Origin of the sequence: Kitasatospora sp. NPDC085895 (genome assembly GCF_040702125.1) — a bacterium.
In the GTDB taxonomy this organism is placed as follows: domain Bacteria; phylum Actinomycetota; class Actinomycetes; order Streptomycetales; family Streptomycetaceae; genus Kitasatospora; species Kitasatospora arboriphila.
Window position 1 is genome coordinate 1 of record NZ_JBFBJY010000018.1, and the last position, 21,708, is coordinate 21,708.

The window sequence follows — 21,708 nt, forward strand, 5'->3', positions numbered from 1 at the left end:
CTTCGCCTGCGAGCTGGCCACCGCCAAGGGCCACGAGGTCGACCAGCCGCGCAACCTGGCGAAGTCGGTCACCGTCGAGTAGCCGGACCCGCTCCGCCCGGAGCCCCTGTGACGACCGTGCGTTGTCGCAGGGGCTCCGTGTCGAGCGCGAACGAGAACGGGGCGGGCAGGTCGAGAGGCTTGCCGAAGGGCACCCGGACGTGGGCGGTGTAGTCGCGATCGGCCGGGTCGGTGAACAAGGTGGCGCTTCCGTCGCTCCGGTCGATCAGCAGGTAGCAGGGGATGCCGGCAGCGGCGTAGCCGCGGCGTTTGGCCTCGCGGTCCTTGGCCGGGTTGCTGGAGGTGATCTCGAACACCAGCAGGACCTCTTCCGGCGATGCCCAGGAGTCGGTGTCCTCGAAGTGGCCGACGTGGCTGATCGTGCCGTCGGGGATGTAACGGCCATCGGGCACGATCAGGCCCTTGTTGCCGGCGAGGTCGAGCTCGATCGTCGAATTGCGGATGAACTGCCTGTTGAGCAGAGCGAAGGCCGACTCGTGGGATCCGCTCGGCGGTGGGGTCACGACGATCTCCCCTTCGATCAGCTCGGCCCTGAAGCCTGCTGGGGTGTCCAACTCCAAGAACGACTCGAGGACCTGCTCGTCCTCCGAGGACAGGGGTCGTTCGACAGCCGGCATGGCAACCATGGCCCTTCTCCCTCCTGACGATCGGCGCCGGGGCACACGGTAGGCGTACGGATCGGTACCGGAGGGGGCTCGAAGCGGTTCTCACTCGAAAGTGTGCCGTACAGTCCCCGGCAGCGGCCGGTGTCGGAGAAGGAGTCCACAGGTGATCATCGGGGTCGGGATCGACGTCGCGGAGATCGCGCGGTTCGGGGAGTCGCTGGAACGCACCCCGCACCTCGCGGACCGGCTCTTCACCGGGGCCGAGCTGACGCTGCCGTCCGGGGCGCGCCGCGGCACCGCCTCGCTCGCGGCGCGGTTCGCCGCCAAGGAGGCGCTGGCCAAGGCGCTGGGCGCGCCGCCCGGGCTGCGCTGGACGGACGCCGAGGTGCACACCGAGGACTCCGGCCGGCCGGTGCTGAAGGTCACCGGCACGGTCGCCGAGCGGGCCGCCGCCCTCGGCGTCCGGTCGTGGCACGTGTCGCTGAGCCACGACGCGGGCGTAGCGTCGGCGGTAGTGATCGCCGAGGGCTAGCGCGAGCGGCCCCGGGACGCCCCAACGCCACGGGAGGCCGCCGATGCGCCGCGCACACACCGTCGAACAGGTCCGGTCCGCCGAGGCCGACCTGATGGCCCGGCTGCCGGAGGGCACGCTGATGCAGCGCGCCGCCGCCGGCCTCGCCGCGACCTGCGCGCGGCTGCTCCCGCGGGTGTACGGCAGCCGGGTGCTGGTGCTGGCGGGCAGCGGGGACAACGGTGGTGACGCCCTGTACGCCGCGGCCCGGCTGGCCCGCCGCGGCGCCCGGGTGTCCGCGGTGCTGCTCTCGCCGGAGAAGGCGCACGCCGCCGGTCTCGCCGCGCTGCTCGCCGCCGGTGGCCGGGTGACGGCGGATCAGGGCGAGTTCGAGCGGGCCGACCTGGTGCTGGACGGCATCGTGGGGATCGGCGGCCGCGGCGGGCTGCGGCCCGAGGCGCAGCCGTACGCGGCGCTGCCGCGGCGCGGCCGGGTGGTCGCGGTGGACGTGCCGAGCGGCGTCGACCCGGACACCGGCGAGGTGCCCGGCACGGCCCTGCGGGCGGACGTGACGGTCTGCTTCGGCACCTACAAGCCCGGGCTGCTGATCGACCCCGGCGCGTCGTACGCGGGGGTGCTGCAGCTGGTCGGGATCGGCCTGGAGCTGCCCCCGGCGCCGGTCGCCGTGCTGCAGCACGCGGACGCGGCGGCGCTGCTGCCGCTGCCCGGCGCGGAGAGCGACAAGTACCGGCGCGGCGTGGTCGGCGTCGCGGCCGGCTCGGCGCGCTACCCGGGGGCGGCGGTGCTGGCCGTGGCCGGGGCGCTGCGCGGCGGCGCGGGCGCCGTCCGCTACGCGGGGACGGCCGCGGCCGAGGTGGTGCGGCGATTCCCGGAGGCGCTGGTGACCGCCGGCGGGCCCGCGGAGGCCGGCCGGGTGCAGGCCTGGGTGGTCGGCCCCGGCTCCGGCGAGGGCGTGCGGGAGCTGCTGCCCGAGGTGCTGGCGGCGGACGTGCCGGTGCTGGTCGACGCGGACGGGCTGACCGAGCTCGCCCGGCTCGGCCCGGACGCGCTGGCCGGCCGGTCCGCGCCCACCCTGCTCACCCCGCACACCGGGGAGGCGGCCCGGCTGCTGGCCGGCGCGGAGGGCGGTGCGCCGCCCGCCGCGGACGGCCTCGCGTCGGCCCGGCTGGCGACCGCGCGGCGGCTCGCCGCGGCCTACCGGGCGACGGTGCTGCTCAAGGGCTCCACCACGGTGGTCGCCGGGCCGGACGGCGCCGTCCGGGTGAATCCGACCGGCACTTCCTGGCTGGCCACGGCGGGCAGCGGCGACGTGCTGTCCGGTCTCGCGGGATCGCTCATGGCCGCCGGCCTCGGCCCGCTGGACGCCGGCGCCGTCGCCGCCCACCTGCACGGGCTGGCCGGCCGGACGGCCGCCGCGGGGGCCCCGGCCGCCGCGCTGGACGTCGCGGAGGCGCTGCCCGAGGCCTGGCGGACGGTGCGTTCGGCGGCCGCCGGGCGCTGACACCGGCCGCGCCGCCCGGGCGGCGGGAGGGTACCGTTCCGCGGAACCAAATGCTCCGTTTCATGCGTCTCCCACTGACGACCGCCGGGCCCGGCCGGGGTCGTGAGCCGGGCAGCGGCGCCGGTCTGGGAGACTGATAGGCGATGACAACTGCGAAGACGACCGGAACTCCCGCCCTCACCCACGGGGTCCGCGCCGAGGCGGCCATCGACCTGGCCGCCCTGCGGGAGAACCTCGCCGCGCTGGGGGCCCGCACCGATGCCGCGCTGATGGCCGTGGTCAAGGCGGACGCCTACGGCCACGGCGCGCTGCCGTGCGCCCGCGAGGCGGTCGCCGCGGGCGTGCGCTGGCTGGGCACCGCCACCCCCGAGGAGGCGCTCGCCCTGCGCGCCGCGGGCATCCGCCCCGAGCAGGCCCGCATCCTGTGCTGGCTGTGGACCCCGGGCGGCCCCTGGGCCCAGGCGCTGCGCTCGCACGTCGACGTCTCCGTCAGCGGCCGCTGGGCGCTCGACGAACTGCTCGCCGCCGTCCGCGAGACGGGCGTGCCCGGCCGCGTCCACCTCAAGGCCGACACCGGCCTCGGCCGCAACGGCTGCCAGCCGCACGACTGGCCCGAGCTGGTCGCCGCCGCCCTGCGCGCCCAGGCCGAGGGCCTGATCGAGGTCGTCGGCCTCTGGTCGCACTTCGCCGCCGCCGACGAGCCCGGCCACCCCTCCGTCCAGGTCCAGCTGGACGGCTTCGCCTCCGCCGTCGCGCACGCCGAGGCGCAGGGCGTGCGGCCCGAGGTCCGGCACCTGGCGAACTCGCCGGCCACCCTGCTGCTGCCGCAGTCGCACTACGACCTCGTCCGGCCCGGCCTCGCCATGTACGGCCTCTCCCCGGTGCCGGACATCGGCACCCCTGCCGACTTCGGGCTGCGCCCCGTGATGTCGCTCACGGCCCGGCTCGCCCTGGTCAAGACCGTCCCCGGCGGGCACGGGGTCAGCTACGGCCACCACTACACGACGCCCGGCGACACCACCCTCGGCCTCGTCCCGGTCGGCTACGCGGACGGCATCCCGCGGCACGCCTCCAACACCGGCCCCGTCCAGATCTCCGGCAAGTGGCACACCGTCGCGGGCCGGGTCGCGATGGACCAGTTCGTCGTCGACCTCGGCGGCGACACCCCGCCGGTCGGCGAAGAGGTCCTGCTCTTCGGCAGCGGCGAGCGAGGCGAGCCCACCGCCGAGGACTGGGGCCGCGCCTGCGGCACCCTCTCGTACGAGATCGTCACCCGGATCGGCTCCCGGGTGCCGCGCCGCTACGTGGGCGCGGGGGACGGGTCGGGCCTCTGATGGCGGAGGGCGCCGACGGGAATCCGGTCGCCGCGGTGGCCAAGGCCGCCGGGGCGGCCTCCGGCGGCGTGAGCAGGGCCGGCCTGATCGGCATATCGCTCGGCGTGGTCGCGGCCGGTGCCGCCGCCGGCGTCGCCGTCGAGCGCCTCACCGTCGGCCGCTCGATGCGCCGCCGCGCCCGCGAGGAGCTGGACGCCGCCGCCCCGTACGGCTCGCTGCGCGGCCGCCCGCGCACCGTCACCGCCCCCGACGGCACCGAGCTGTACGTCGAGCTCGACGGCACCGGCTGGGACGAGGCGGTGCCCGGACCGGCCGGGCGGCCCGAGCAGCCCGAGGACGAGGGCCAGCGCCGCCGCGCCTGGTTCACCCGGCGCCGCGGCACCGCCGGCGTCGACCGCACCGGACTGCCCGGCCTGCTCGGCGGCACCGGCGCCCTGGCCCGGGCCGGCCGGCCCGCCGAGGCGGCCCCCGCCGACACCCCGACACCGCTGACCGTCGTCTTCTGCCACGGCTACTGCCTCAACCAGGACAGCTGGCACTTCCAGCGCGCCGCGTTCCGCGAGGGCCTGCGGCTGGTCTTCTGGGACCAGCGCAGCCACGGCCGCTCCGAGCGCTCCCGCTCCTACCTGGCCGGCGAGCCCGCCTCCATCGACCAGCTCGGCGGCGACCTCAAGGCCGTCCTCGACGCCGTCGCCCCCGAGGGCCCGGTCGTGCTGGTCGGCCACTCCATGGGCGGCATGACCGTGATGGCCCTCGCCGACCAGCACCCGGAGCTGTTCCGCGAACGGGTCGCCGGGGTCGGCCTGGTCGGCACCCTGGCCGGCGACTGGAACTCCGTCACACTCGGCCTGCCCGCGGCCGGCGCCCGGCTGCTGCGCAAGCTCGCCCCCGCCACCGTCCGGCTGCTCGGCCGCCAGGTCGAACTCGTCGAGGCCACCCGCCGGATCGGCGCCGACGTCGCCGCGGTCTTCTACCGCCGCTTCTCCTTCGGCTCCAAGGACGTCGACCCGCAGGTCGTCCGGTTCGCCGAACAGCTCCTCGACGCCACCCCGATCGACGTGGTCGCCGAGTTCTACCCGGCCTTCGGCCTGCACGACAAGAAGGCCGCGCTGGCCGCCCTCGACGGCGTCCCCGTCCTCGTCCTGGCCGGGACGGAGGACCTGCTCACCCCGCCCGCGCACAGCGAGGAGATCGCCCGGGCACTGCCCGGCGCCGAGCTGGTCGTCCTCCCCGAGACCGGACACCTGCTGATGCTGGAACGGCCCGCCGAGGTCGACCGGTACCTGGCCGGGCTGCTGCGGCGCGCCGCCGGACACGCCGGCGTCCCCGCCCCGCCCGACCCGAGCCCCCACCCCTGACCGCGGCCCCGCCGCCACCCGGAAGGACACCGACATCCCCATGGGCAACCAGCTCACCCTCACCGTCGCCACCCCCGAGCGGATGGGCCGGCTCGGGAAGGGCCTCGCCGCGCTGCTGCGCCCCGGAGACCTGGTACTGCTGCACGGGGAGCTCGGCGCGGGCAAGACCACGCTCACCCGGGGCCTCGGCGAGGGCCTCGGCGTGCGCGGCGCGGTCACCTCGCCGACCTTCGTGATCGCCCGCGTCCACCCGCCGCTCGGCGGCGGCCCGGCCCTCGTCCACGTGGACGCCTACCGGCTCGGCGGCGGCCTGGACGAGATGGAGGACCTCGACCTGGACGTGTCCTTGCCCGAGTCGGTGGTCGTCGTCGAGTGGGGCGAGGGCAAGGTCGAGCAGCTCAGCGAGGACCGCCTGGAGGTCCGGATCCACCGGGCGATCGGCGGCGCCGCGGAGGAGGCCGACGACCTCGACCCGCGCCGGGTCACCGTGACCGGCCTCGGCGGCCGCTGGGACGGCGTCGACCTCGCCGTCCTCGACCGGGGCTGATCCCGCCGGCGCGCCCCGGCACCTCCCCGCCCGCGACACCCCGACACTTCCCGACACGGCGTCGGGAAGGTGTTGCGGGCCGGCCCGCCCTCGTGATGGGATGGGAACTGCGGTTAGGTCTGCCTAACTAGGGAGGCGCCCCGATGGCGAGCACCACCCCCGCTGCGGCACCCACGCCGCAGGACCGTCCCGACGACACCGCGGCCCGGCCCGGCGAGGTCCCGATGCGCGCCCTGCTGGCCTCCTGCGCGTCCGCGGCCGCCGTCTCCACCCCGCCCGCGCGCCCGCAGCCCGCGGCGCAGGACCACCCGGAGCCCACCGCGCCGCCGCGCGCGGCCTGACACCGCACCGCAGCCCGCGCGGGACGGCACCGGCCGGAGCCCCGGCCCGGGCGGCTGCTCCCCGACGGCGGCTGCTCGGCGAGGGCCGCTGCTCCGTGAGGGCTGCTACTCCGCGACGAAGACCCGGGTACCGGTCGGCGCGAAGTCCCACAGCACCTGCCCGTCCGCCCGGGACGAGCGGATCCCGCCGGTGCGCAGGCCCGCGTCCGGCGGCGCCGTCGAGCCGTCCACCGCCGAACCGAAGCCGAACACCACCCCGCCCTGCTCGGTGAACCGCACCACGTGCTCGATCTGCCGGTGGTCGGTGCCCTTCCCGGTCGCCGTCCGGCTGTACACGCTGTAGCTGCCCGGGGTGGGCTCCACCGAGCCCGGCGTCACCGCGAACGAGGCCTGCAGCTGCGGGTCCTTGCGCGGGTCGACCAGCCACACCCGGTGCTGCGAGACCGAGTACACCACCCGGTAGCCCGTCCCCGACGAGGCGGGCAGCGCCGGCATCGACGCGGTCGGGGCCGGCGCGGTCGGCGACGGGTCGGCGGTCGCGCCGGCCGCCGCCCGGGCCTCCTCGGCCCGCGACTGCGCCCCCTCCGCCTGGACGGCCAGGAGCGCCACCACCGCCACGGCCCCCGCCGTCAGCCCGGCGACCACCACACCCGGAACCGTCCTCACCACGCACGCTCCCACCGCTCGCTGCCCGTGTCCGCCCCATCGTGCCAGGTCCGCGCCCGCCCGATGGCGCGATCCGATGGTGTGTTCCCACCCCCGGACACCGCCGCAGCCGCCGCCACGGCCGTCCACCGCGCACCGCAGGGGCGACGGCCCCGGCCGACCCTCTAACCTTGATGCCGTGCTGCTGCTCGCGTTCGACACCGCAACCCCCGCCGTCACCGCCGCCGTCCACGACGGCACGGCCGTCCTCGCCGAGTCCTACGAGGTCGACGCCAGACGGCACGGCGAGCTGCTCCTGCCCACCATCGGCCACGTGCTGCGCACGGCCGGCGTCGACAAGCGCGAGCTCACCGCGATCGCGGTCGGCGTGGGCCCCGGCCCGTACACCGGCCTGCGGGTCGGCCTGGTCACCGCCGCCGCCCTCGGCCACGCGCTCGGCCTGCCCGTGCACGGCGTCTGCACCCTCGACGCGATCGCCCACCAGGCCCGCCGCGAGGGGCTGACCGGCCCGTTCACCGCAGCCACCGACGCCCGCCGCAAGGAGGTCTACTGGGCCGCCTACGACGAGGACGGCACCCGGACACAGGGCCCCGCCGTCGACCGTCCCGGCGACCTGACCCCGCCGCAGTGCTCGGTCGGCGCCGGCGCCCTGCTCTACCCCGACACCTTCCCCGGCGCGACCGGCCCCGAGCACGTCTCGGCCGGCGCCCTCGCCGACTTCGCCGCCACCGAACTCGCCGCCGGCCGCGACCTGCTGCCCAACGCCCCGCTCTACCTGCGCCGCCCCGACGCCCAGGTCCCGGCCGGGTACAAGGCGGTGCTCCCCGCATGACCCGCCGGCCCGCCGCGGAGAGGGGCGCCGGATGGACGTGATCCTCCGCCCGATGCGGTGGTGGGACATCGAACCGGTCATGGACCTCGAACTGCGGCTGTTCCCCGAGGACGCCTGGTCGCCCGCCATGTACTGGTCCGAACTGGCCGAGGCCCACCCCGGCGGCACCCGCCACTACACCGTCGCCACCACCGAGGACGACCGCATCGTCGGCTACGCCGGCCTGATGGCCGTCGGCACCGAGGGCGACGTCCAGACCATCGCCGTCGACGAGCGCCTGCAGGGCGCCGGCCTCGGCACCGCGCTGCTCACCGACCTCGTCGAGGAGTCCGCCCGCCGCGGCTGCGCCGAACTGCTGCTGGAGGTCCGGGTCGACAACCTGCGCGCCCAGCGGCTGTACGAGCGGTTCGGCTTCCAGCCGGTCGGCGTCCGCCGCGGCTACTACCAGCCCGCGAACGTCGACGCGCTCGTCATGCGCCTCGACCATCCCACGCACGATTCGAAGGACCCGAAGAATGGCTGACGAACCGCTCGTCCTCGGCATCGAGACCTCCTGCGACGAGACCGGCGTCGGCATCGTCCACGGCACCACCCTGCTCGCCGACGCGGTCGCCTCCAGCGTCAACGACCACGCCCGCTACGGCGGCGTCGTCCCCGAGATCGCCAGCCGCGCGCACCTGGAGGCGATGGTCCCGACCATCCAGCGGGCCCTCGACACCGCCGGGATCAAGGCCACCGACCTCGACGGTATCGCCGTCACCGCCGGCCCCGGCCTCGCCGGCGCCCTGCTCGTCGGCGTCTCCGCCGCCAAGGCCTACGCCTGGGCCCTCGACAAGCCGCTGTACGGCGTCAACCACCTCGCCTCGCACATCTGCGTGGACCAGCTGGAGCACGGCCGGCTGCCCGAGCCGACCATGGCGCTGCTGGTCTCCGGCGGCCACTCCTCGCTGCTGCTCTCCTCCGACATCACCAGCGACGTCCGCCCGCTCGGCGCCACCATCGACGACGCCGCCGGCGAGGCCTTCGACAAGGTCGCCCGGGTGCTCGGCCTCGGCTTCCCCGGCGGCCCGCACGTCGACCGCACCGCCCGCGACGGCGACGGGAAGGCCATCGCCTTCCCGCGCGGCCTCAGCGCCTCGAACGACCCCGCCTACGACTTCTCCTTCTCCGGTCTGAAGACCGCCGTCGCCCGCTGGGTCGAGGCCAAGCGCCGGGCCGGCGAGGAGGTCCCGGTCGCCGACGTCGCCGCGTCCTTCCAGGAGGCCGTCACCGACGTGCTCACCCGCAAGGCCGTCCGCGCCTGCAAGGACAACGGCGTCGACCACCTCATGATCGGCGGCGGCGTCGCCGCCAACTCCCGGCTGCGGGAGATGGCCCAGCAGCGCTGCGACCGGGCCGGCATCGTGCTCCGGGTGCCCCGCCCGGGCCTGTGCACCGACAACGGCGCCATGGTCGCCGCGCTCGGCTCCGAGATGGTCCGCCGGGGCCGCACCCCCTCCGCCTTCGACCTGTCCGCGGACTCCTCGCTGCCGGTCACCGAGGTGCACGTCCCGCACACCGAGTTCCACGCGCACGCGCACGAGTCGCTGCGGTGACCCGCGCCCTCATGTGGGAGGCCCGCGCCGCCGAGGGGCGGGCCGCCGAACTGGAGCGGTGGGTGCGCGAGGAGGTGCTGCCCGGCCTGCGCGCCGCCGCCCCCGAGCGCCTCGAACTGCTCACCGCCGAGGGCGACCGGGTGCTGCTCATCACCTGGTGGACGGGCGAGCCGGCGCACCTCCCCGATCCGCCGGACGGGTTGACCGCGCGACCCGTCCACCGCTGGTCGTTCACCCGTGCGCACGTCGAGTAGCGTGCCCTCCTGAGAGAACGCTGGACCCGGCGCGCACCGCCGCCGGGCCGGGTGGGGGGAGCGCACGTTGCCGAAGAGGTCCATGTCCTGTGCCGCGGGGGCGGCCGTCCTGCTGGTGGCGCTCACCGCCTGCGGCAGCGGCGCACGGCACCGGGGGGCCCAGGCGCCGCCCTCACGGCCCGCCTCCTCCGCACCCGGCACCACCGCCGCGGCCGCGCCCGCCGCCCGGGACCGGCCGGCCGCGTGGGCCAAGTGGGGCCTCAAGCCGCTGCCCGCGGCCCCGGCCGCCCCCGCCGACAAGCCGGTCAAACTGACCGCCACCGGGCCCGTCCCGGTCTTCAGCGAGGTGCGGACCACCGACAAGGTCGTCTTCATCACCATCGACGACGGCGCCGAGAAGGACCCGAAGTTCGTCGAGATGGCCACCGACCTCAAGGTGCCGTTCTCGATGTTCCTGACCCGGGACATCGTCCGCGGCGACTACGGCTACTTCAAGCCGCTGCAGGCCCTCGGCAACCGCATCCACAACCACTCCGTCGACCACCCCGCGATGAGCCGGCTCTCGCCCGAGCGGCAGAAGTCCGAGGTCTGCGAGGCCCAGACCGCGCTCACCGAGCAGTACGGCACCGCCCCGACGCTCTTCCGCCCGCCGTACGGCGACGGCGCGCACACCCCGTCGCTGGGCGCCGCCGTCCGCGCCTGCGGGCCGCGCGCCGTGGTGCTCTGGCGCGAGTCCATGCAGATCCACGACATGCAGTACCAGGCCGCCGACAAGAAGCTCCGCCCCGGCGACATCATCCTCGCCCACTTCCGCGGCCCCAAGGACCTCAAGGGCGAGACGATGACCACGATGTTCGGCGAACTGCTGGCCCGCATCCAGGAGCAGGGCTTCGCCGTCGGCCGCCTGGAGGACTACATCGCGGCCGGCTGACCCAGCATCATCAGCGGGCCGTCGTCCGTCCGGCTGAGGATCACCGTCACCTCGTGCGGGCCGCTCGGCTTCAACTGCCGGCGCAGCTCCTCCGGGGTGACGGCGATCCCGCGCTTCTTGATCACGACCGTGCCGGCGCCGCGCTCGCGCAGCAGCGCCTTCAGCCGCTTCACGTTGTACGGCTGCACCTCGCCGATCTCGTACGCGTGGGCGAAGGGGGTCGGCACCAGCTCGTCCGCCGTCACGTACGCGATCTGCGGGTCGACCAGCCGGCCGCCCACGCTGCGTGCCACGTCCGCCACCAGGCCGGCCCGGATCACCGCGCCGTCCGGCTCGTACAGGTAGCGGCCGACCGGGCCGGCCTCGGCCCGGTCGCCGGTGCCCGAGAGGCTGCCGCCGCCCGGCAGCACCGTCGCCCGGTACGGCGCCGCCGCCGCCGTGCCGAACCAGATCACCGCCTCCTTCACCTCGCCGTGGTCGGAGACCCACTCCGCCTCCGCGCCCTTGGGCACCAGCTCGTGCGGGATCCCCGGGGCGACCTTCAGCGCCCCGAACGGCGTCCGCCGCGCCGCCTCCAACGCCCAGGACAGCGGCGGCGAGTAGGCCTCCGGGTCGAAGACCCGCCCGCGCGCGGTGCGCCGCGCCGGATCGGTGAACACCGCGTCGAAGCCGTCGGTGTCCACCTCCGTGACGTCCGCGCAGCGCACCTCCACCAGCCCGGCGAGGCCGAGCGCCGCCGCGTTGGCCGCGGCCACCGCGCAGGTCAGCGGGTCCCGGTCCACCGCCAGCACCGACACCCCGGCCCGGGCCAGCGCGATCGCGTCACCGCCGATGCCGCAGCACAGGTCCGCCAGCCGCCGCACGCCCAGACCCGCGAACCGGGCCGCCCGCCACTCGGCGACGCTGCGCCGGGTCGCCTGCTCGACGCCGTTCGGGGTGAAGAACATGAGGTCGGCGTCCGCGCCGAACTTGGCCCGCGCACGCTGCCGCAGCCGCGCCTGTTCGAAGGCGGCCCGCACCAGCTCCGCCGGGTGGTCCCGGCGCAGCCGGGTGGCCAGCGCCAGCTCCCGGTCGGGGGTGAACTCCCGCAGTTCGGCGAGCAGCGCCCGTCCCTCGTCGGTCAGCAGTGCCCGGAACGATTCGATCTCCACCCGGCCATTCTCTCCCGGCTCTCGCCGGGTCTCCCCGGGTCCCGCCGGGTCCGGGGCGCGGCCGCCGCTCAGCGGCCGAGCACGGACAGCGCGCCGGAGACCAGCGCCGGTCCGACGACCACCAGGGCCACCGGTGCGATCCGGTACCCGCGGCGCACGCTCACCGCGACCGCGGTGAGCGGCACGGCCACCGCGGCGGCCAACACGCCGATGCACGCCGCCAACACGCCGATGCCGCTGCCCGGGGTGGCCAGCGCGAACAGCAGGACGATCAGGGCGTACACCGCTCCGGTGCCGAGCGCCGTCTCGACGGCGAGCAGCCAGGCGGTGTGCAGGAGGTCCCGGGTGACGGAGGGTCGGGTCGCGGTCATGCAGCCATCGTCCCGGCCGCGCCGGCGTCGCACATGAGTACGGCTACTCACCCGCACCCGGGGACACCGGGCGACTGGCGTTGGCACTCTGGTTGACTGAGTGCTAACGGCGGCCTATGGTCGTTCCTGGCACTCCCCCCGGGGGAGTGCCAACGCGACGGAGCGCGCCTGACCCCCGCGACGGCAGGCCTGCGGACATCGCCCTTCCCTGTTAGACAACCCCGTAATCTCCGAAGGGGAGCTCGGACGTGACCACCAGCAGCAAGGTTGCCATCAAGCCGCTCGAGGACCGCATCGTGGTCCAGCCGCTCGACGCCGAGACCACCACGGCCTCCGGCCTGGTTATCCCGGACACCGCCAAGGAGAAGCCCCAGGAGGGCGTCGTCCTGGCCGTCGGCCCGGGCCGCTTCGAGGACGGCCAGCGCCTGCCGCTCGACGTCGCCGTCGGTGACATCGTCCTGTACTCCAAGTACGGCGGCACCGAGGTCAAGTACCAGGGCGAGGAGTACCTCGTCCTCTCGGCCCGCGACGTTCTCGCCATCATCGAGAAGTAAGCCGTAACGGCCCGCCCCGGAACCGCGTCAGCACTGACCCGGGCCGGGGCGTGCTTGTTGGTCCATCCGTAAGACCCTGAGGAAACGGGAACATGGCGAAGATCCTGCAGTTCGACGAGGACGCCCGCCGCTCGCTGGAGCGCGGTGTCAACAAGCTGGCCGACACGGTCAAGGTGACCATCGGCCCCAAGGGCCGCAACGTCGTCATCGACAAGAAGTTCGGCGCCCCCACCATCACCAACGACGGTGTGACCATCGCCCGCGAGGTCGAGCTCGACGACCCGTACGAGAACCTCGGCGCGCAGCTGGTCAAGGAGGTCGCCACCAAGACCAACGACGTCGCGGGCGACGGCACCACCACCGCCACCGTGCTCGCCCAGGCCCTGGTCAACGAGGGCCTGCGCAACGTCGCCGCCGGCGCCGGCCCGGCCGCCCTGAAGAAGGGCATCGACAAGGCCGTCGCCGCCGTCTCCGAGCACCTGCTCTCGGTGGCCCGCGAGATCGAGGGCAAGGACGACGTCGCCGCCGTCGCGTCCCTCTCCGCCCAGGACACCCAGGTCGGCGAGCTCATCGCCGAGGCGATCGACAAGGTCGGCAAGGACGGTGTCATCACCGTCGAGGAGTCCAACACCTTCGGCGTCGAGCTCGAGTTCACCGAGGGCATGCAGTTCGACAAGGGCTACCTGTCGCCGTACTTCGTGACCGACGCGGAGCGCCAGGAGGCGGTCCTCGACGACCCGTACATCCTGATCAACCAGGGCAAGATCTCCTCCATCCAGGAGCTCCTGCCGCTGCTGGAGAAGATCCTGCAGGGCGGCTCCCGCCCGCTGCTGATCATCGCCGAGGACGTCGACGGCGAGGCGCTGTCCACCCTGGTGGTCAACAAGATCCGCGGCACCTTCAACGCGGTGGCCGTCAAGGCCCCCGGCTTCGGCGACCGCCGCAAGGCGATCCTCGGCGACATCGCCGTCCTCACCGGCGCGACCGTCATCTCCGAGGAGGTCGGCCTCAAGCTCGACCAGGCCGGCCTGGACGTGCTCGGCACCGCCCGCCGCATCACCGTCACCAAGGACGAGACGATCCTCGTCGACGGTGCCGGCGACTCCGAGGCCGTGGCCGGCCGCGTCGGCCAGATCAAGGCCGAGATCGCCTCCACCGACTCCGACTGGGACCGCGAGAAGCTGCAGGAGCGCCTGGCCAAGCTGGCCGGCGGCGTCTGCGTCATCAAGGTCGGCGCCGCCACCGAGGTGGAGCTGAAGGAGCGCAAGCACCGCCTCGAGGACGCCATCTCGGCGACCCGCGCCGCGGTCGAGGAGGGCATCGTCGCCGGTGGCGGCGCCTCCCTCGTGCACGCAGCCAAGGTCCTCGACGGCGGCCTCGGCCTGTCCGGCGACGAGGCCACCGGTGTCGCGGTCGTCCGCAAGGCGCTGGCCGAGCCGCTGCGCTGGATCGCCCAGAACGCCGGCCTGGAGGGCTACGTCATCACCTCCAAGGTCGCCGACCTGGAGACCGGCCACGGCTACAACGCCGCCACCGGCGAGTACGGCGACCTGGTGAAGGCCGGCGTCATCGACCCGGTCAAGGTCACCCGCTCGGCCCTGGAGAACGCCGCCTCCATCGCCTCCCTGCTCCTCACCACCGAGACCCTCGTGGTGGAGAAGAAGGAGGAGGAGGCCGACAACGGTCACGGCCACTCGCACGGCGGCCACGGCCACTCCCACTGACGCGAGTCGCTCCCCGGAGGCCCGGCTCCTCCCGCCCACCCGGCGGGAGGAGCCGGGCCTCCGGCGTTCCGCGGAACCGCGGGGAAGCTGCACCGGGAGGAACCGCCCGGGCCCGGAACCGGTTCACCGGGCGCTGGCGGGCGAGGGAACAGGGACGCGGGGAACTGCGCGAAACGGGAGGACCCTTGCCCGGACGTCCTCGCCGAGGGCCGTGGCACCGCACGGGAGGGCCGGCCACGGTGCCGCCCCTTCCGCCCCGCGCAGTTCCCCGCGCCCCTGCTGCGGTTGCCCGGGCGGGTTCGGACCGCGGCATCCGGTTCCGGCCGGGTCGAAGGGTGGCTTATAACTGAGCCATGATCGAGGCCCGCCACCTCCGAGTGCTCCGCGCTGTCGCCCGCACCGGTTCCTTCTCCGCCGCCGCGCGCGAGCTGGGCTGCACCCAGCCCGCCGTGAGCCAGCAGATGAAGGCCCTGGAGAAGTCGGTGGCCACCCCGCTGGTGGTCCGCTCCGGCAAGGGCATGCAGCTCAGCGAGGCCGGCGAGGTGCTGCTGAAGCACGCCTCCGGCATCCTGGCGGGCCTGTCGGCCGCGGAGGAGGAGGTCGCGGCGATCGCCGGCCTCCGCTCGGGCCGGGTGCGCCTGGTGTCCTTCCCGACGGCGAGCTCCACGCTGGTGCCGAAGGCGGTGGCCCAGCTCCGGGCGGCGCGCCCGGGCATGCGCGTGTCGCTGGTCGAGGCCGAGCCGCCGGAGTCCCCGGCGATGGTGCGGGCGGGGGAGTGCGAGGTGGCGCTGGCGTTCCGCTACCCGGACTCGCAGGGCGGTGCCGCGGTGGTGCCGTCCCCGCACGCCTCGGCCCGCGAGGCCAGGGCCGAGGCGGCGCTGGAGGCCGCGGCGTCCGCGGCCGCGACCGACTGGTCCGACCTGGTGGTGCAGCCGCTGCTGGACGACCCGATGGTGGTGCTGGTGCCGGCCGGGCACCGGCTCGCGGGCCGGGACGGCGTCCCGGTGGGGGTGGGCGAGCTGGCGGACGAGCAGTGGATCGCGGGCTGTCCGCAGTGCCGGGGCCACCTGGTGGAGCTGTGTGCGGGTGCCGGCTTCCAGCCCCGGATCGACTTCGCGACCGACGACTACCCCGCGGTGGTGGGCCTGGTGGCGGCCGGACTGGGGGTGGCGGTGCTGCCGGGCATGGCGCTGGACGCGGTGCGGCGCGACGGGGTGGCGGTGGTGCCGCTGGAGACGGCCGCGGGCGAGCCGGTGCGCCGGGAGGTGGTCGCGCTGACCCTGCCGGACCTGGCGGGGGTGCCCGCGGTGGGGCTGATGCTGGATCAGCTGGCGGCAGCGGCCGCCGCCCGCTGATCGGTCGGCGGCCGTCCGTCCTGGTCGCCGCTGAAACGTTTCTTCATGGCCGGTCCGGCCGGATCCCGCTGCGCCGAGCCCTGGCCGCGCGTCACTGCCGGACGTTCGCCGGCATCGCCAGCGGCACCTCGGCCAGCTGCCTGTTCCGCGAGCGGCCCAGCAGCTCCTCGCGCTCGTCCTCGGTCAGTCCGCCCCACACGCCGTACGGCTCCCGGACGGCCAGGGCGTGTGCCGCGCACTCGGCCCGCACGGGGCACCGCATGCAGACCTCCTTGGCACTGGCCTCGCGCGAGCTGCGCGCGGCCCCGCGCTCGCCCTCGGGGTGGAAGAAGAGAGAACTGTCGACGCCGCGGCAGGCGGCGGAGAGCTGCCAGTCCCAGAGGTCTGCGTTGGGGCCGGGGAGGCGGGAGAAATCTGCCATGGCTCATTCCCTTCAATGACTCAGGACTCGGGCTCGGATCGACGCGGTTGCAAAAAGGTCTCGGGGCCCGCCCGCTGCGGCGAGGCTGCTCGGGGCCGGTACGGACACCTGGAAATATGACTTACGGCTCCCAACAGGACAAGTCACCCACACACCGACACAACAGTCAATGACCGTATAGAAGCTATAAAAACGGACAAACAGGGCATGGTGGTGGTCAGGCTCCGCGTGGCAATCGGGTGGCAGTGCGCCGGCCGTCCCCGGGTGCGGGCCCGGACGCCGGGTGCGCGCCACGCGGACCGCGCGTCCGCTGCACGAATCTGCGGCGCGTGCACCGCGAGGCGCATGATCCGTGATGGGTCGGCCACGTACAGTGGTGGCGATGGCCCCGAAGGCCGTAACTCATTCGAGTGACGGTCGTTGGATGTACGGAGGCGGTTAGCAAGCGCTGGACGTCGGGAACGATCGCGGTGGCATCGGCGATCAGAACGGGGTCCGTCGCCAGTCGGCCGTGTCGGAGAGGTTTCGTACCAGCCAGGAGGCTCAACGTGACGCGGATCAGCTGCGGAGGACGGTCATGACATCCGTACTCGTCTGCGACGATTCCCCGCTCGCCCGGGAGGCGCTTCGCCGAGCGGTCGCGACCGTGCCCGGCGTCGACCGGGTGACCACTGCGACGAACGGTGAGGAGGTCCTCCGCCGCTGGGTGGCCGACCGCTCCGATCTCGTTCTGATGGACGTCCGGATGCCCGGCCTCGGCGGGGTGGAGACGGTCAGGCGGCTGCTGTCCGCCGACCCGGGCGCCCGCATCATCATGCTCACCGTCGCCGAGGACCTGGACGGCGTGGCGCTCGCGGTCGCCGCCGGCGCCCGCGGCTACCTGCACAAGGACGCCTCGCGCGCCGAACTGCGGGCCACCGTCACCCAGGCGCTCGCGGACCCGACGTGGCGGCTCGCGCCGCGCCGGCTGCGCAGCCCCGACATGGGGGCGGCGCCGACGCTGACGGCCCGTGAGATCCAGGTGCTGGAGGGCATGAGCCACGGCCGGAGCAACGCGGAGATCGGGCGCGAGCTGTTCCTCTCCGAGGACACGGTCAAGACGCACGCCCGGCGCCTGTTCAAGAAGCTCGGCGCGTCGGACCGCGCGCACGCCGTGGCGCTCGGCTTCCGCTGGGGCCTGGTCCGCTGACGGGGCGGCCGCGCCGCGGCTCCCCGGGCCCGGACGTGTGACGTCGTGGTCCCGAGGCTGCACCATGGAGGAGTGGAGCACCTCGGGAACCAGCGGACGGGTACTGCGGAGACGAGTGCAGCCGCAGCAGGAACGACGGGCACAGGGGCGGGAGGCGGTGCGGTGGGTACGGCGATCACGCATAACGTTCCGATGCACAACTCCGGACGCGGTGCCGCGTTCGCCGGAACGACCAGGCACCATGGACCGATGCGTGACGACGAGGCCGCCGCCCCCGGCGAGGCCCGGCCCGACCCGGCTCCGCCCGGCGGTCCGGGCGATGCGTCGTACGCGGACACCGGCGCACCGCGCCGACCCGTGCTCGGCAGTGGGGCGTCGCCCCAGCTGAACGAGGTCGTGGCGGCTGCCGTCGCGGGCGAGGGCCCGGCCGTGGACGCCCTGCTCGCCTACGTCCACCCGCTGGCGCTGCGCTACTGCCGGGGCCGGCTCGTCCGGCTGCCCGGCGGCGCCCGGCACCACGTGGACGACGTGGTGCAGGAGGTCTGCGTGGCGGTGCTCTGCGCACTGCCGCGCTACCGCGACGAGGGCCGGCCGTTCGAGGCCTTCGTGTACGGCATCGCCGCGCACAAGATCGCCGACCTGCAGCGGGCCGCGATGCGCGGCCCCGGTTCCACCGTGATCCCGCCCGACGACCTGCCGGAGACCCCGGACGAGTCGCTCGGCCCGGAGGAGCGCGCCCTGCTCAGCAGCGACGCCGCCTGGATCAAGGAACTGCTCTCCAACCTGCCGGCCCGCCAGCGCGAACTCGTGCTGCTGAGGGTGGCCGCCGGGTTGTCCGCGGAGGAGACCGGCGAGGTGCTCGGGATGTCCCCGGGCGCCGTCCGGGTCGCCCAGCACCGCGCACTCAGCCGACTTCGCGCGCTCGCGGAAGAGTCCTCCTGACTTCTGCGTTGTCAAGGAGAGCGCCAACCGACACTCCGGACACCAGTACCATGAGGTATCGGCGCCTGGGCAGGTCGCCAAAGTTTCGTGGGTGCGACCGGGGTTCCCTTGGAGGAACCTCCGAGCATTGCGGCGTCTTGGCGGTCCGCCCGTGCCGGTGCGCGCGGGTGCGGCGACGGTCCTGACCCAGGCCGACGCCCCGCCCTCCTGAGACCAATGCTCCGGACACCCTCAGCCGGAAGCGATCAGATCAACGGCCGCCACGGAAGGTCCCCACACGATGTCTTACAACGCCGCAGGCGTACCCGAGAAGTTCGCGATGCTCGGACTCACGTACGACGACGTCCTGCTGCTGCCCGGGGCCTCCGAGGTGCTGCCGAACCAGGTCGACACCTCCTCGCGGGTCTCCCGCAACGTCCGGGTGAACATCCCGCTGCTCTCGGCGGCGATGGACAAGGTCACCGAGTCCCGGATGGCCATCGCCATGGCCCGCCAGGGCGGCGTCGGCGTGCTCCACCGCAACCTGTCGATCGAGGACCAGGTCGGCCAGGTCGACCTCGTCAAGCGCTCCGAGTCCGGCATGGTCGCCGACCCGATCACCGTCGGCCCGGAGGCCACCCTCGCCGAGGCCGACGCCCTCTGCGCGCGGTTCCGGATCAGCGGCGTGCCGGTGGCCGACCCCGAGGGCCGCCTGCTGGGCATCGTCACCAACCGCGACATGGCCTTCGAGTCGGACCGCACCCGCCAGGTCCGCGAGATCATGACCCCGATGCCGCTGATCACCGGCAAGGTCGGCATCTCCGGCGAGGACGCCATGGCGCTGCTCCGCCGCCACAAGATCGAGAAGCTGCCCCTGGTCGACGAGGACGGCCGGATCAAGGGCCTCATCACGGTCAAGGACTTCGTCAAGGCCGAGCAGTACCCGAACGCCGCCAAGGACTCCGAGGGCCGCCTGCTGGTCGGCGCCGCCGTCGGCGCCTCCGCCGAGGCCTTCGACCGCGCCCAGGCCCTGGTCGGCGCCGGCGTCGACTTCCTGGTCGTCGACACCTCGCACGGCCACAGCCACAACGCCCTCGCCTGGATCGCCAAGATCAAGGCCGCGGTCAAGGTCGACGTCATCGGCGGCAACGTCGCCACCCGCGACGGCGCCCAGGCGCTGATCGACGCCGGTGTCGACGGCGTCAAGGTCGGCGTCGGCCCCGGCTCCATCTGCACCACCCGCGTGGTCGCCGGCATCGGCGTGCCGCAGATCACCGCCATCTACGAGGCCGCCCTCGCCTGCCGCGCGGCCGGCGTGCCGGTGATCGGCGACGGCGGCCTGCAGTACTCCGGCGACATCGGCAAGGCGCTCGCCGCCGGCGCCGACACCGTGATGCTCGGCTCGCTGCTGGCCGGCTGCGAGGAGTCGCCCGGCGAGCTGCAGTTCATCAACGGCAAGCAGTACAAGTCCTACCGCGGCATGGGCTCGCTCGGCGCGATGCAGTCCCGCGGCCAGGGCCGCTCCTACTCCAAGGACCGCTACTTCCAGGCCGAGGTCGCCTCGGACGACAAGCTCGTGCCCGAGGGCATCGAGGGTCAGGTGCCCTACCGCGGCCCGCTGTCCGCGGTGCTGCACCAGCTGGTCGGCGGCCTGCGGCAGACCATGGGCTACGTCGGCGCGGCCACCGTCGCCGAGATGGAGAGCAAGGGTCGGTTCGTCCGGATCACCGCGGCCGGCCTCAAGGAGAGCCACCCGCACGACATCCAGATGACCGTCGAGGCGCCGAACTACAGCAGCCGCTGAGCGACCGGTACGGCCGCACCCCCAGGGGCGCGCGGGGAGGTCTCCCCGCGCGTCCCTCGCGCGTGCCCGTGTCGCGGACGGTGGGGCGGCCGCCGGGACCGGTGCGGGATACTGGGGGGCGGCCGGGGTGACCCGGCCGGCAGATGCACAGCAGCAGAAGGGCTCGAAGTGACTGAGATCGAGATCGGGCGAGGCAAGCGCGGCCGCCGGGCGTACGCCTTCGACGACATCGCCGTCGTCCCCAGCCGCCGTACGCGGGACCCGAAGGAGGTCTCGATCGCCTGGCAGATCGACGCCTACCGCTTCGAGCTGCCCTTCCTGGCGGCCCCGATGGACAGCGTGGTCTCGCCGCAGCAGGCCATCGCCATCGGCAGGCTCGGCGGCCTCGGCGTGCTCAACCTCGAAGGCCTCTGGACCCGTTACGAGGACCCGCAGCCGCTGCTGGAGGAGATCGCCGGCATCTCCGACGAGGCCGACGCCACCCGCCGCCTGCAGGAGATCTACGCCGAGCCGATCAAGGCCGAGCTGATCGGGCAGCGGATCAAGGAGGTCCGCGACTCCGGCGTGGTCACCGCCGCCGCCCTCTCGCCGCAGCGCACCGCCGAGTTCTCCAAGGCCGTCGTCGACGCCGGTGTGGACGTGTTCGTGATCCGCGGCACGACCGTCTCCGCCGAGCACGTCTCCTCGGCCGCCGAGCCGCTCAACCTCAAGCAGTTCATCTACGAGCTCGACGTGCCGGTCATCGTCGGCGGCTGCGCCACCTACACCGCGGCGCTGCACCTGATGCGCACCGGCGCGGCCGGCGTGCTGGTCGGCTTCGGCGGCGGCGCCGCCCACACCACCCGCAACGTGCTGGGCATCCAGGTGCCCATGGCCACGGCGGTCGCCGACGTGGCGGCGGCCCGCCGCGACTACATGGACGAGTCCGGCGGCCGCTACGTGCACGTCATCGCGGACGGCGGCGTCGGCTACAGCGGCGACATCGCCAAGGCCGTCGCCTGCGGCGCGGACGCGGTGATGATCGGCGCGGCGCTGGCCCGTGCCACCGACGCGCCCGGCAAGGGCCACCACTGGGGCATGGAGGCCGTGCACGACGACGTCCCGCGCGGCAAGAAGGTCGACCTGGGCACCGTGGGCACCACCGCGGAGATCCTCACCGGCCCGTCGCACACCCCGGACGGCACCATGAACCTCTTCGGCGCGCTGCGCCGGGCCATGGCCACCACCGGCTACTCGGAGCTCAAGGAGTTCCAGCGGGTCGAGGTCACCGTCAACCCGGCGCTGCACGGCTGATCCGCCGCTGCTGCTGCCCCCGGAGCCCCCGGCCGTCCCCGGCCGGGGGCTCCGGTGTGCCGGCCTGCGGTCGTCGGGACGTGGTGACGGCGTGTCAGCACGGCGTTCCGCGTGGAGTGATCGTGCGCTGGAGTGGGAGAATTCGTGAACATGTTCGAGCGGGTGGGACGATCGATCCGCGTGCACCAGTGCTTTTTCGGCCACGAACGGGACGCGGGCCTGCCGCGGACCGTCCGAAGGGCGTGGGGCCGATTGGTCCCGGGCCGAAGCGACAGGGGATGATGGGCACTTGGCGTTCTGAGCCCCGGGTGCGCCGCCCGCTGCGGCCGGACGCGCCGTCATGACCACACGGCCAGCAACACATGGGGG

Annotated in this window: 23 protein-coding genes; 18 read left to right on the forward strand and 5 right to left on the reverse strand. The window is 74.3% G+C overall.

Features of this window, described 5'->3' with window-relative positions; genetic code table 11:
* Positions 1 to 68: 68 nt before the first annotated feature.
* Positions 69 to 686 carry a Uma2 family endonuclease gene (locus AB0442_RS14150; RefSeq protein WP_366162890.1) on the reverse strand — a complete coding sequence of 206 codons (618 nt, stop codon included), beginning with the start codon at positions 684 to 686 and terminating at the stop codon, positions 69 to 71.
* Positions 687 to 828: 142 nt separating this feature from the next.
* Here AB0442_RS14150 and AB0442_RS14155 point away from each other — a divergent pair, with 142 nt between their 5' ends.
* The 6 genes from AB0442_RS14155 to AB0442_RS14180 all read left to right on the forward strand — a co-directional run bounded on the left by AB0442_RS14155 (position 829) and on the right by AB0442_RS14180 (position 6,278).
* The gene (locus tag AB0442_RS14155) at positions 829 to 1,197 is read left to right on the forward strand and encodes a holo-ACP synthase (protein ID WP_363540442.1); all 369 of its coding nucleotides are present in this window, start codon (positions 829 to 831) and stop codon (positions 1,195 to 1,197) included.
* 43 nt (positions 1,198 to 1,240) lie between these two features.
* On the forward strand, positions 1,241 to 2,698 hold the full coding sequence (locus AB0442_RS14160) for an NAD(P)H-hydrate dehydratase (RefSeq protein ID WP_366162892.1): 1,458 nt from the start codon (positions 1,241 to 1,243) through the stop codon (positions 2,696 to 2,698).
* Positions 2,699 to 2,841: 143 nt separating this feature from the next.
* Entirely contained in the window at positions 2,842 to 4,032 is a 1,191-nt protein-coding gene (alr, locus tag AB0442_RS14165; protein ID WP_344621496.1) for an alanine racemase, read from the forward strand.
* The gene (locus AB0442_RS14170; protein WP_366162894.1) at positions 4,032 to 5,390 is read left to right on the forward strand and encodes an alpha/beta hydrolase; all 1,359 of its coding nucleotides are present in this window, start codon (positions 4,032 to 4,034) and stop codon (positions 5,388 to 5,390) included. Before alr ends, AB0442_RS14170 begins: the two co-directional genes overlap by 1 nt.
* A gap of 40 nt (positions 5,391 to 5,430) precedes the next feature.
* Positions 5,431 to 5,937 (forward strand): tRNA (adenosine(37)-N6)-threonylcarbamoyltransferase complex ATPase subunit type 1 TsaE, encoded by a 507-nt coding sequence (gene tsaE, locus AB0442_RS14175; RefSeq protein ID WP_344621498.1) that lies wholly within the window; start codon positions 5,431 to 5,433, stop codon positions 5,935 to 5,937.
* A 143-nt stretch (positions 5,938 to 6,080) separates the two neighbouring features.
* On the forward strand, positions 6,081 to 6,278 hold the full coding sequence (locus AB0442_RS14180) for a hypothetical protein (RefSeq protein ID WP_344621499.1): 198 nt from the start codon (positions 6,081 to 6,083) through the stop codon (positions 6,276 to 6,278).
* Between the two features lie 105 nt (positions 6,279 to 6,383).
* On the opposite strand, the gene AB0442_RS14185 is transcribed toward AB0442_RS14180, so the two are convergent.
* Positions 6,384 to 6,944 carry a hypothetical protein gene (locus AB0442_RS14185; RefSeq protein ID WP_366162897.1) on the reverse strand — a complete coding sequence of 187 codons (561 nt, stop codon included), beginning with the start codon at positions 6,942 to 6,944 and terminating at the stop codon, positions 6,384 to 6,386.
* Between the two features lie 178 nt (positions 6,945 to 7,122).
* Between AB0442_RS14185 and tsaB the strand changes: the two genes are divergently transcribed.
* The 5 genes from tsaB (at position 7,123) to AB0442_RS14210 (ending at position 10,556) form a co-directional block, all read left to right on the forward strand.
* Positions 7,123 to 7,776 carry a tRNA (adenosine(37)-N6)-threonylcarbamoyltransferase complex dimerization subunit type 1 TsaB gene (gene tsaB, locus AB0442_RS14190; protein ID WP_366162899.1) on the forward strand — a complete coding sequence of 218 codons (654 nt, stop codon included), beginning with the start codon at positions 7,123 to 7,125 and terminating at the stop codon, positions 7,774 to 7,776.
* Positions 7,777 to 7,807: 31 nt separating this feature from the next.
* Positions 7,808 to 8,299, forward strand: coding sequence for a ribosomal protein S18-alanine N-acetyltransferase (gene rimI, locus AB0442_RS14195; protein WP_344621502.1), 492 nt, complete (start codon positions 7,808 to 7,810; stop codon positions 8,297 to 8,299).
* Positions 8,292 to 9,371 carry a tRNA (adenosine(37)-N6)-threonylcarbamoyltransferase complex transferase subunit TsaD gene (gene tsaD, locus AB0442_RS14200; protein WP_359981043.1) on the forward strand — a complete coding sequence of 360 codons (1,080 nt, stop codon included), beginning with the start codon at positions 8,292 to 8,294 and terminating at the stop codon, positions 9,369 to 9,371. Before rimI ends, tsaD begins: the two co-directional genes overlap by 8 nt.
* The gene (locus tag AB0442_RS14205) at positions 9,368 to 9,625 is read left to right on the forward strand and encodes a hypothetical protein (protein ID WP_359981045.1); all 258 of its coding nucleotides are present in this window, start codon (positions 9,368 to 9,370) and stop codon (positions 9,623 to 9,625) included. The genes tsaD and AB0442_RS14205 overlap by 4 nt, the downstream gene beginning before the upstream one ends.
* 82 nt (positions 9,626 to 9,707) lie before the next feature.
* Positions 9,708 to 10,556, forward strand: a complete 849-nt coding sequence (locus AB0442_RS14210) for a polysaccharide deacetylase family protein (protein ID WP_366162902.1) — start codon at positions 9,708 to 9,710, stop codon at positions 10,554 to 10,556.
* On the opposite strand, the gene AB0442_RS14215 is transcribed toward AB0442_RS14210, so the two are convergent.
* Together AB0442_RS14215 and AB0442_RS14220 are read right to left on the reverse strand one after the other, a co-directional pair.
* On the reverse strand, positions 10,538 to 11,707 hold the full coding sequence (locus AB0442_RS14215) for a class I SAM-dependent methyltransferase (RefSeq protein ID WP_366162903.1): 1,170 nt from the start codon (positions 11,705 to 11,707) through the stop codon (positions 10,538 to 10,540). The genes AB0442_RS14210 and AB0442_RS14215 overlap by 19 nt on opposite strands.
* Before the next feature lie 68 nt (positions 11,708 to 11,775).
* The gene (locus tag AB0442_RS14220; protein ID WP_366162905.1) at positions 11,776 to 12,078 is read right to left on the reverse strand and encodes a hypothetical protein; all 303 of its coding nucleotides are present in this window, start codon (positions 12,076 to 12,078) and stop codon (positions 11,776 to 11,778) included.
* A 248-nt stretch (positions 12,079 to 12,326) separates the two neighbouring features.
* Between AB0442_RS14220 and groES the strand changes: the two genes are divergently transcribed.
* The 3 genes from groES (at position 12,327) to AB0442_RS14235 (ending at position 15,711) form a co-directional block, all read left to right on the forward strand.
* On the forward strand, positions 12,327 to 12,632 hold the full coding sequence (groES, locus tag AB0442_RS14225; protein WP_014136232.1) for a co-chaperone GroES: 306 nt from the start codon (positions 12,327 to 12,329) through the stop codon (positions 12,630 to 12,632).
* A 92-nt stretch (positions 12,633 to 12,724) separates the two neighbouring features.
* Entirely contained in the window at positions 12,725 to 14,356 is a 1,632-nt protein-coding gene (gene groL / locus AB0442_RS14230; protein WP_263104981.1) for a chaperonin GroEL, read from the forward strand.
* A 353-nt stretch (positions 14,357 to 14,709) separates the two neighbouring features.
* Positions 14,710 to 15,711 carry a LysR family transcriptional regulator gene (locus AB0442_RS14235; RefSeq protein ID WP_344621508.1) on the forward strand — a complete coding sequence of 334 codons (1,002 nt, stop codon included), beginning with the start codon at positions 14,710 to 14,712 and terminating at the stop codon, positions 15,709 to 15,711.
* Positions 15,712 to 15,802: 91 nt separating this feature from the next.
* Here AB0442_RS14235 and AB0442_RS14240 read toward each other — a convergent pair whose 3' ends face one another.
* Entirely contained in the window at positions 15,803 to 16,132 is a 330-nt protein-coding gene (locus AB0442_RS14240; RefSeq protein WP_030263366.1) for a WhiB family transcriptional regulator, read from the reverse strand.
* A gap of 577 nt (positions 16,133 to 16,709) precedes the next feature.
* On the opposite strand from AB0442_RS14240, the gene AB0442_RS14245 reads away from it, so the two are divergent.
* The 4 genes from AB0442_RS14245 (at position 16,710) to AB0442_RS14260 (ending at position 21,339) form a co-directional block, all read left to right on the forward strand.
* The gene (locus AB0442_RS14245) at positions 16,710 to 17,321 is read left to right on the forward strand and encodes a response regulator transcription factor (RefSeq protein ID WP_014136228.1); all 612 of its coding nucleotides are present in this window, start codon (positions 16,710 to 16,712) and stop codon (positions 17,319 to 17,321) included.
* Positions 17,322 to 17,570: 249 nt separating this feature from the next.
* Positions 17,571 to 18,263 carry an RNA polymerase sigma factor ShbA gene (shbA, locus tag AB0442_RS14250; RefSeq protein WP_366162908.1) on the forward strand — a complete coding sequence of 231 codons (693 nt, stop codon included), beginning with the start codon at positions 17,571 to 17,573 and terminating at the stop codon, positions 18,261 to 18,263.
* Positions 18,264 to 18,543: 280 nt separating this feature from the next.
* On the forward strand, positions 18,544 to 20,046 hold the full coding sequence (guaB, locus tag AB0442_RS14255; protein ID WP_363540429.1) for an IMP dehydrogenase: 1,503 nt from the start codon (positions 18,544 to 18,546) through the stop codon (positions 20,044 to 20,046).
* 168 nt (positions 20,047 to 20,214) lie between these two features.
* Positions 20,215 to 21,339, forward strand: a complete 1,125-nt coding sequence (locus tag AB0442_RS14260) for a GuaB3 family IMP dehydrogenase-related protein (RefSeq protein ID WP_366162910.1) — start codon at positions 20,215 to 20,217, stop codon at positions 21,337 to 21,339.
* Positions 21,340 to 21,708 lie beyond the last annotated feature (369 nt).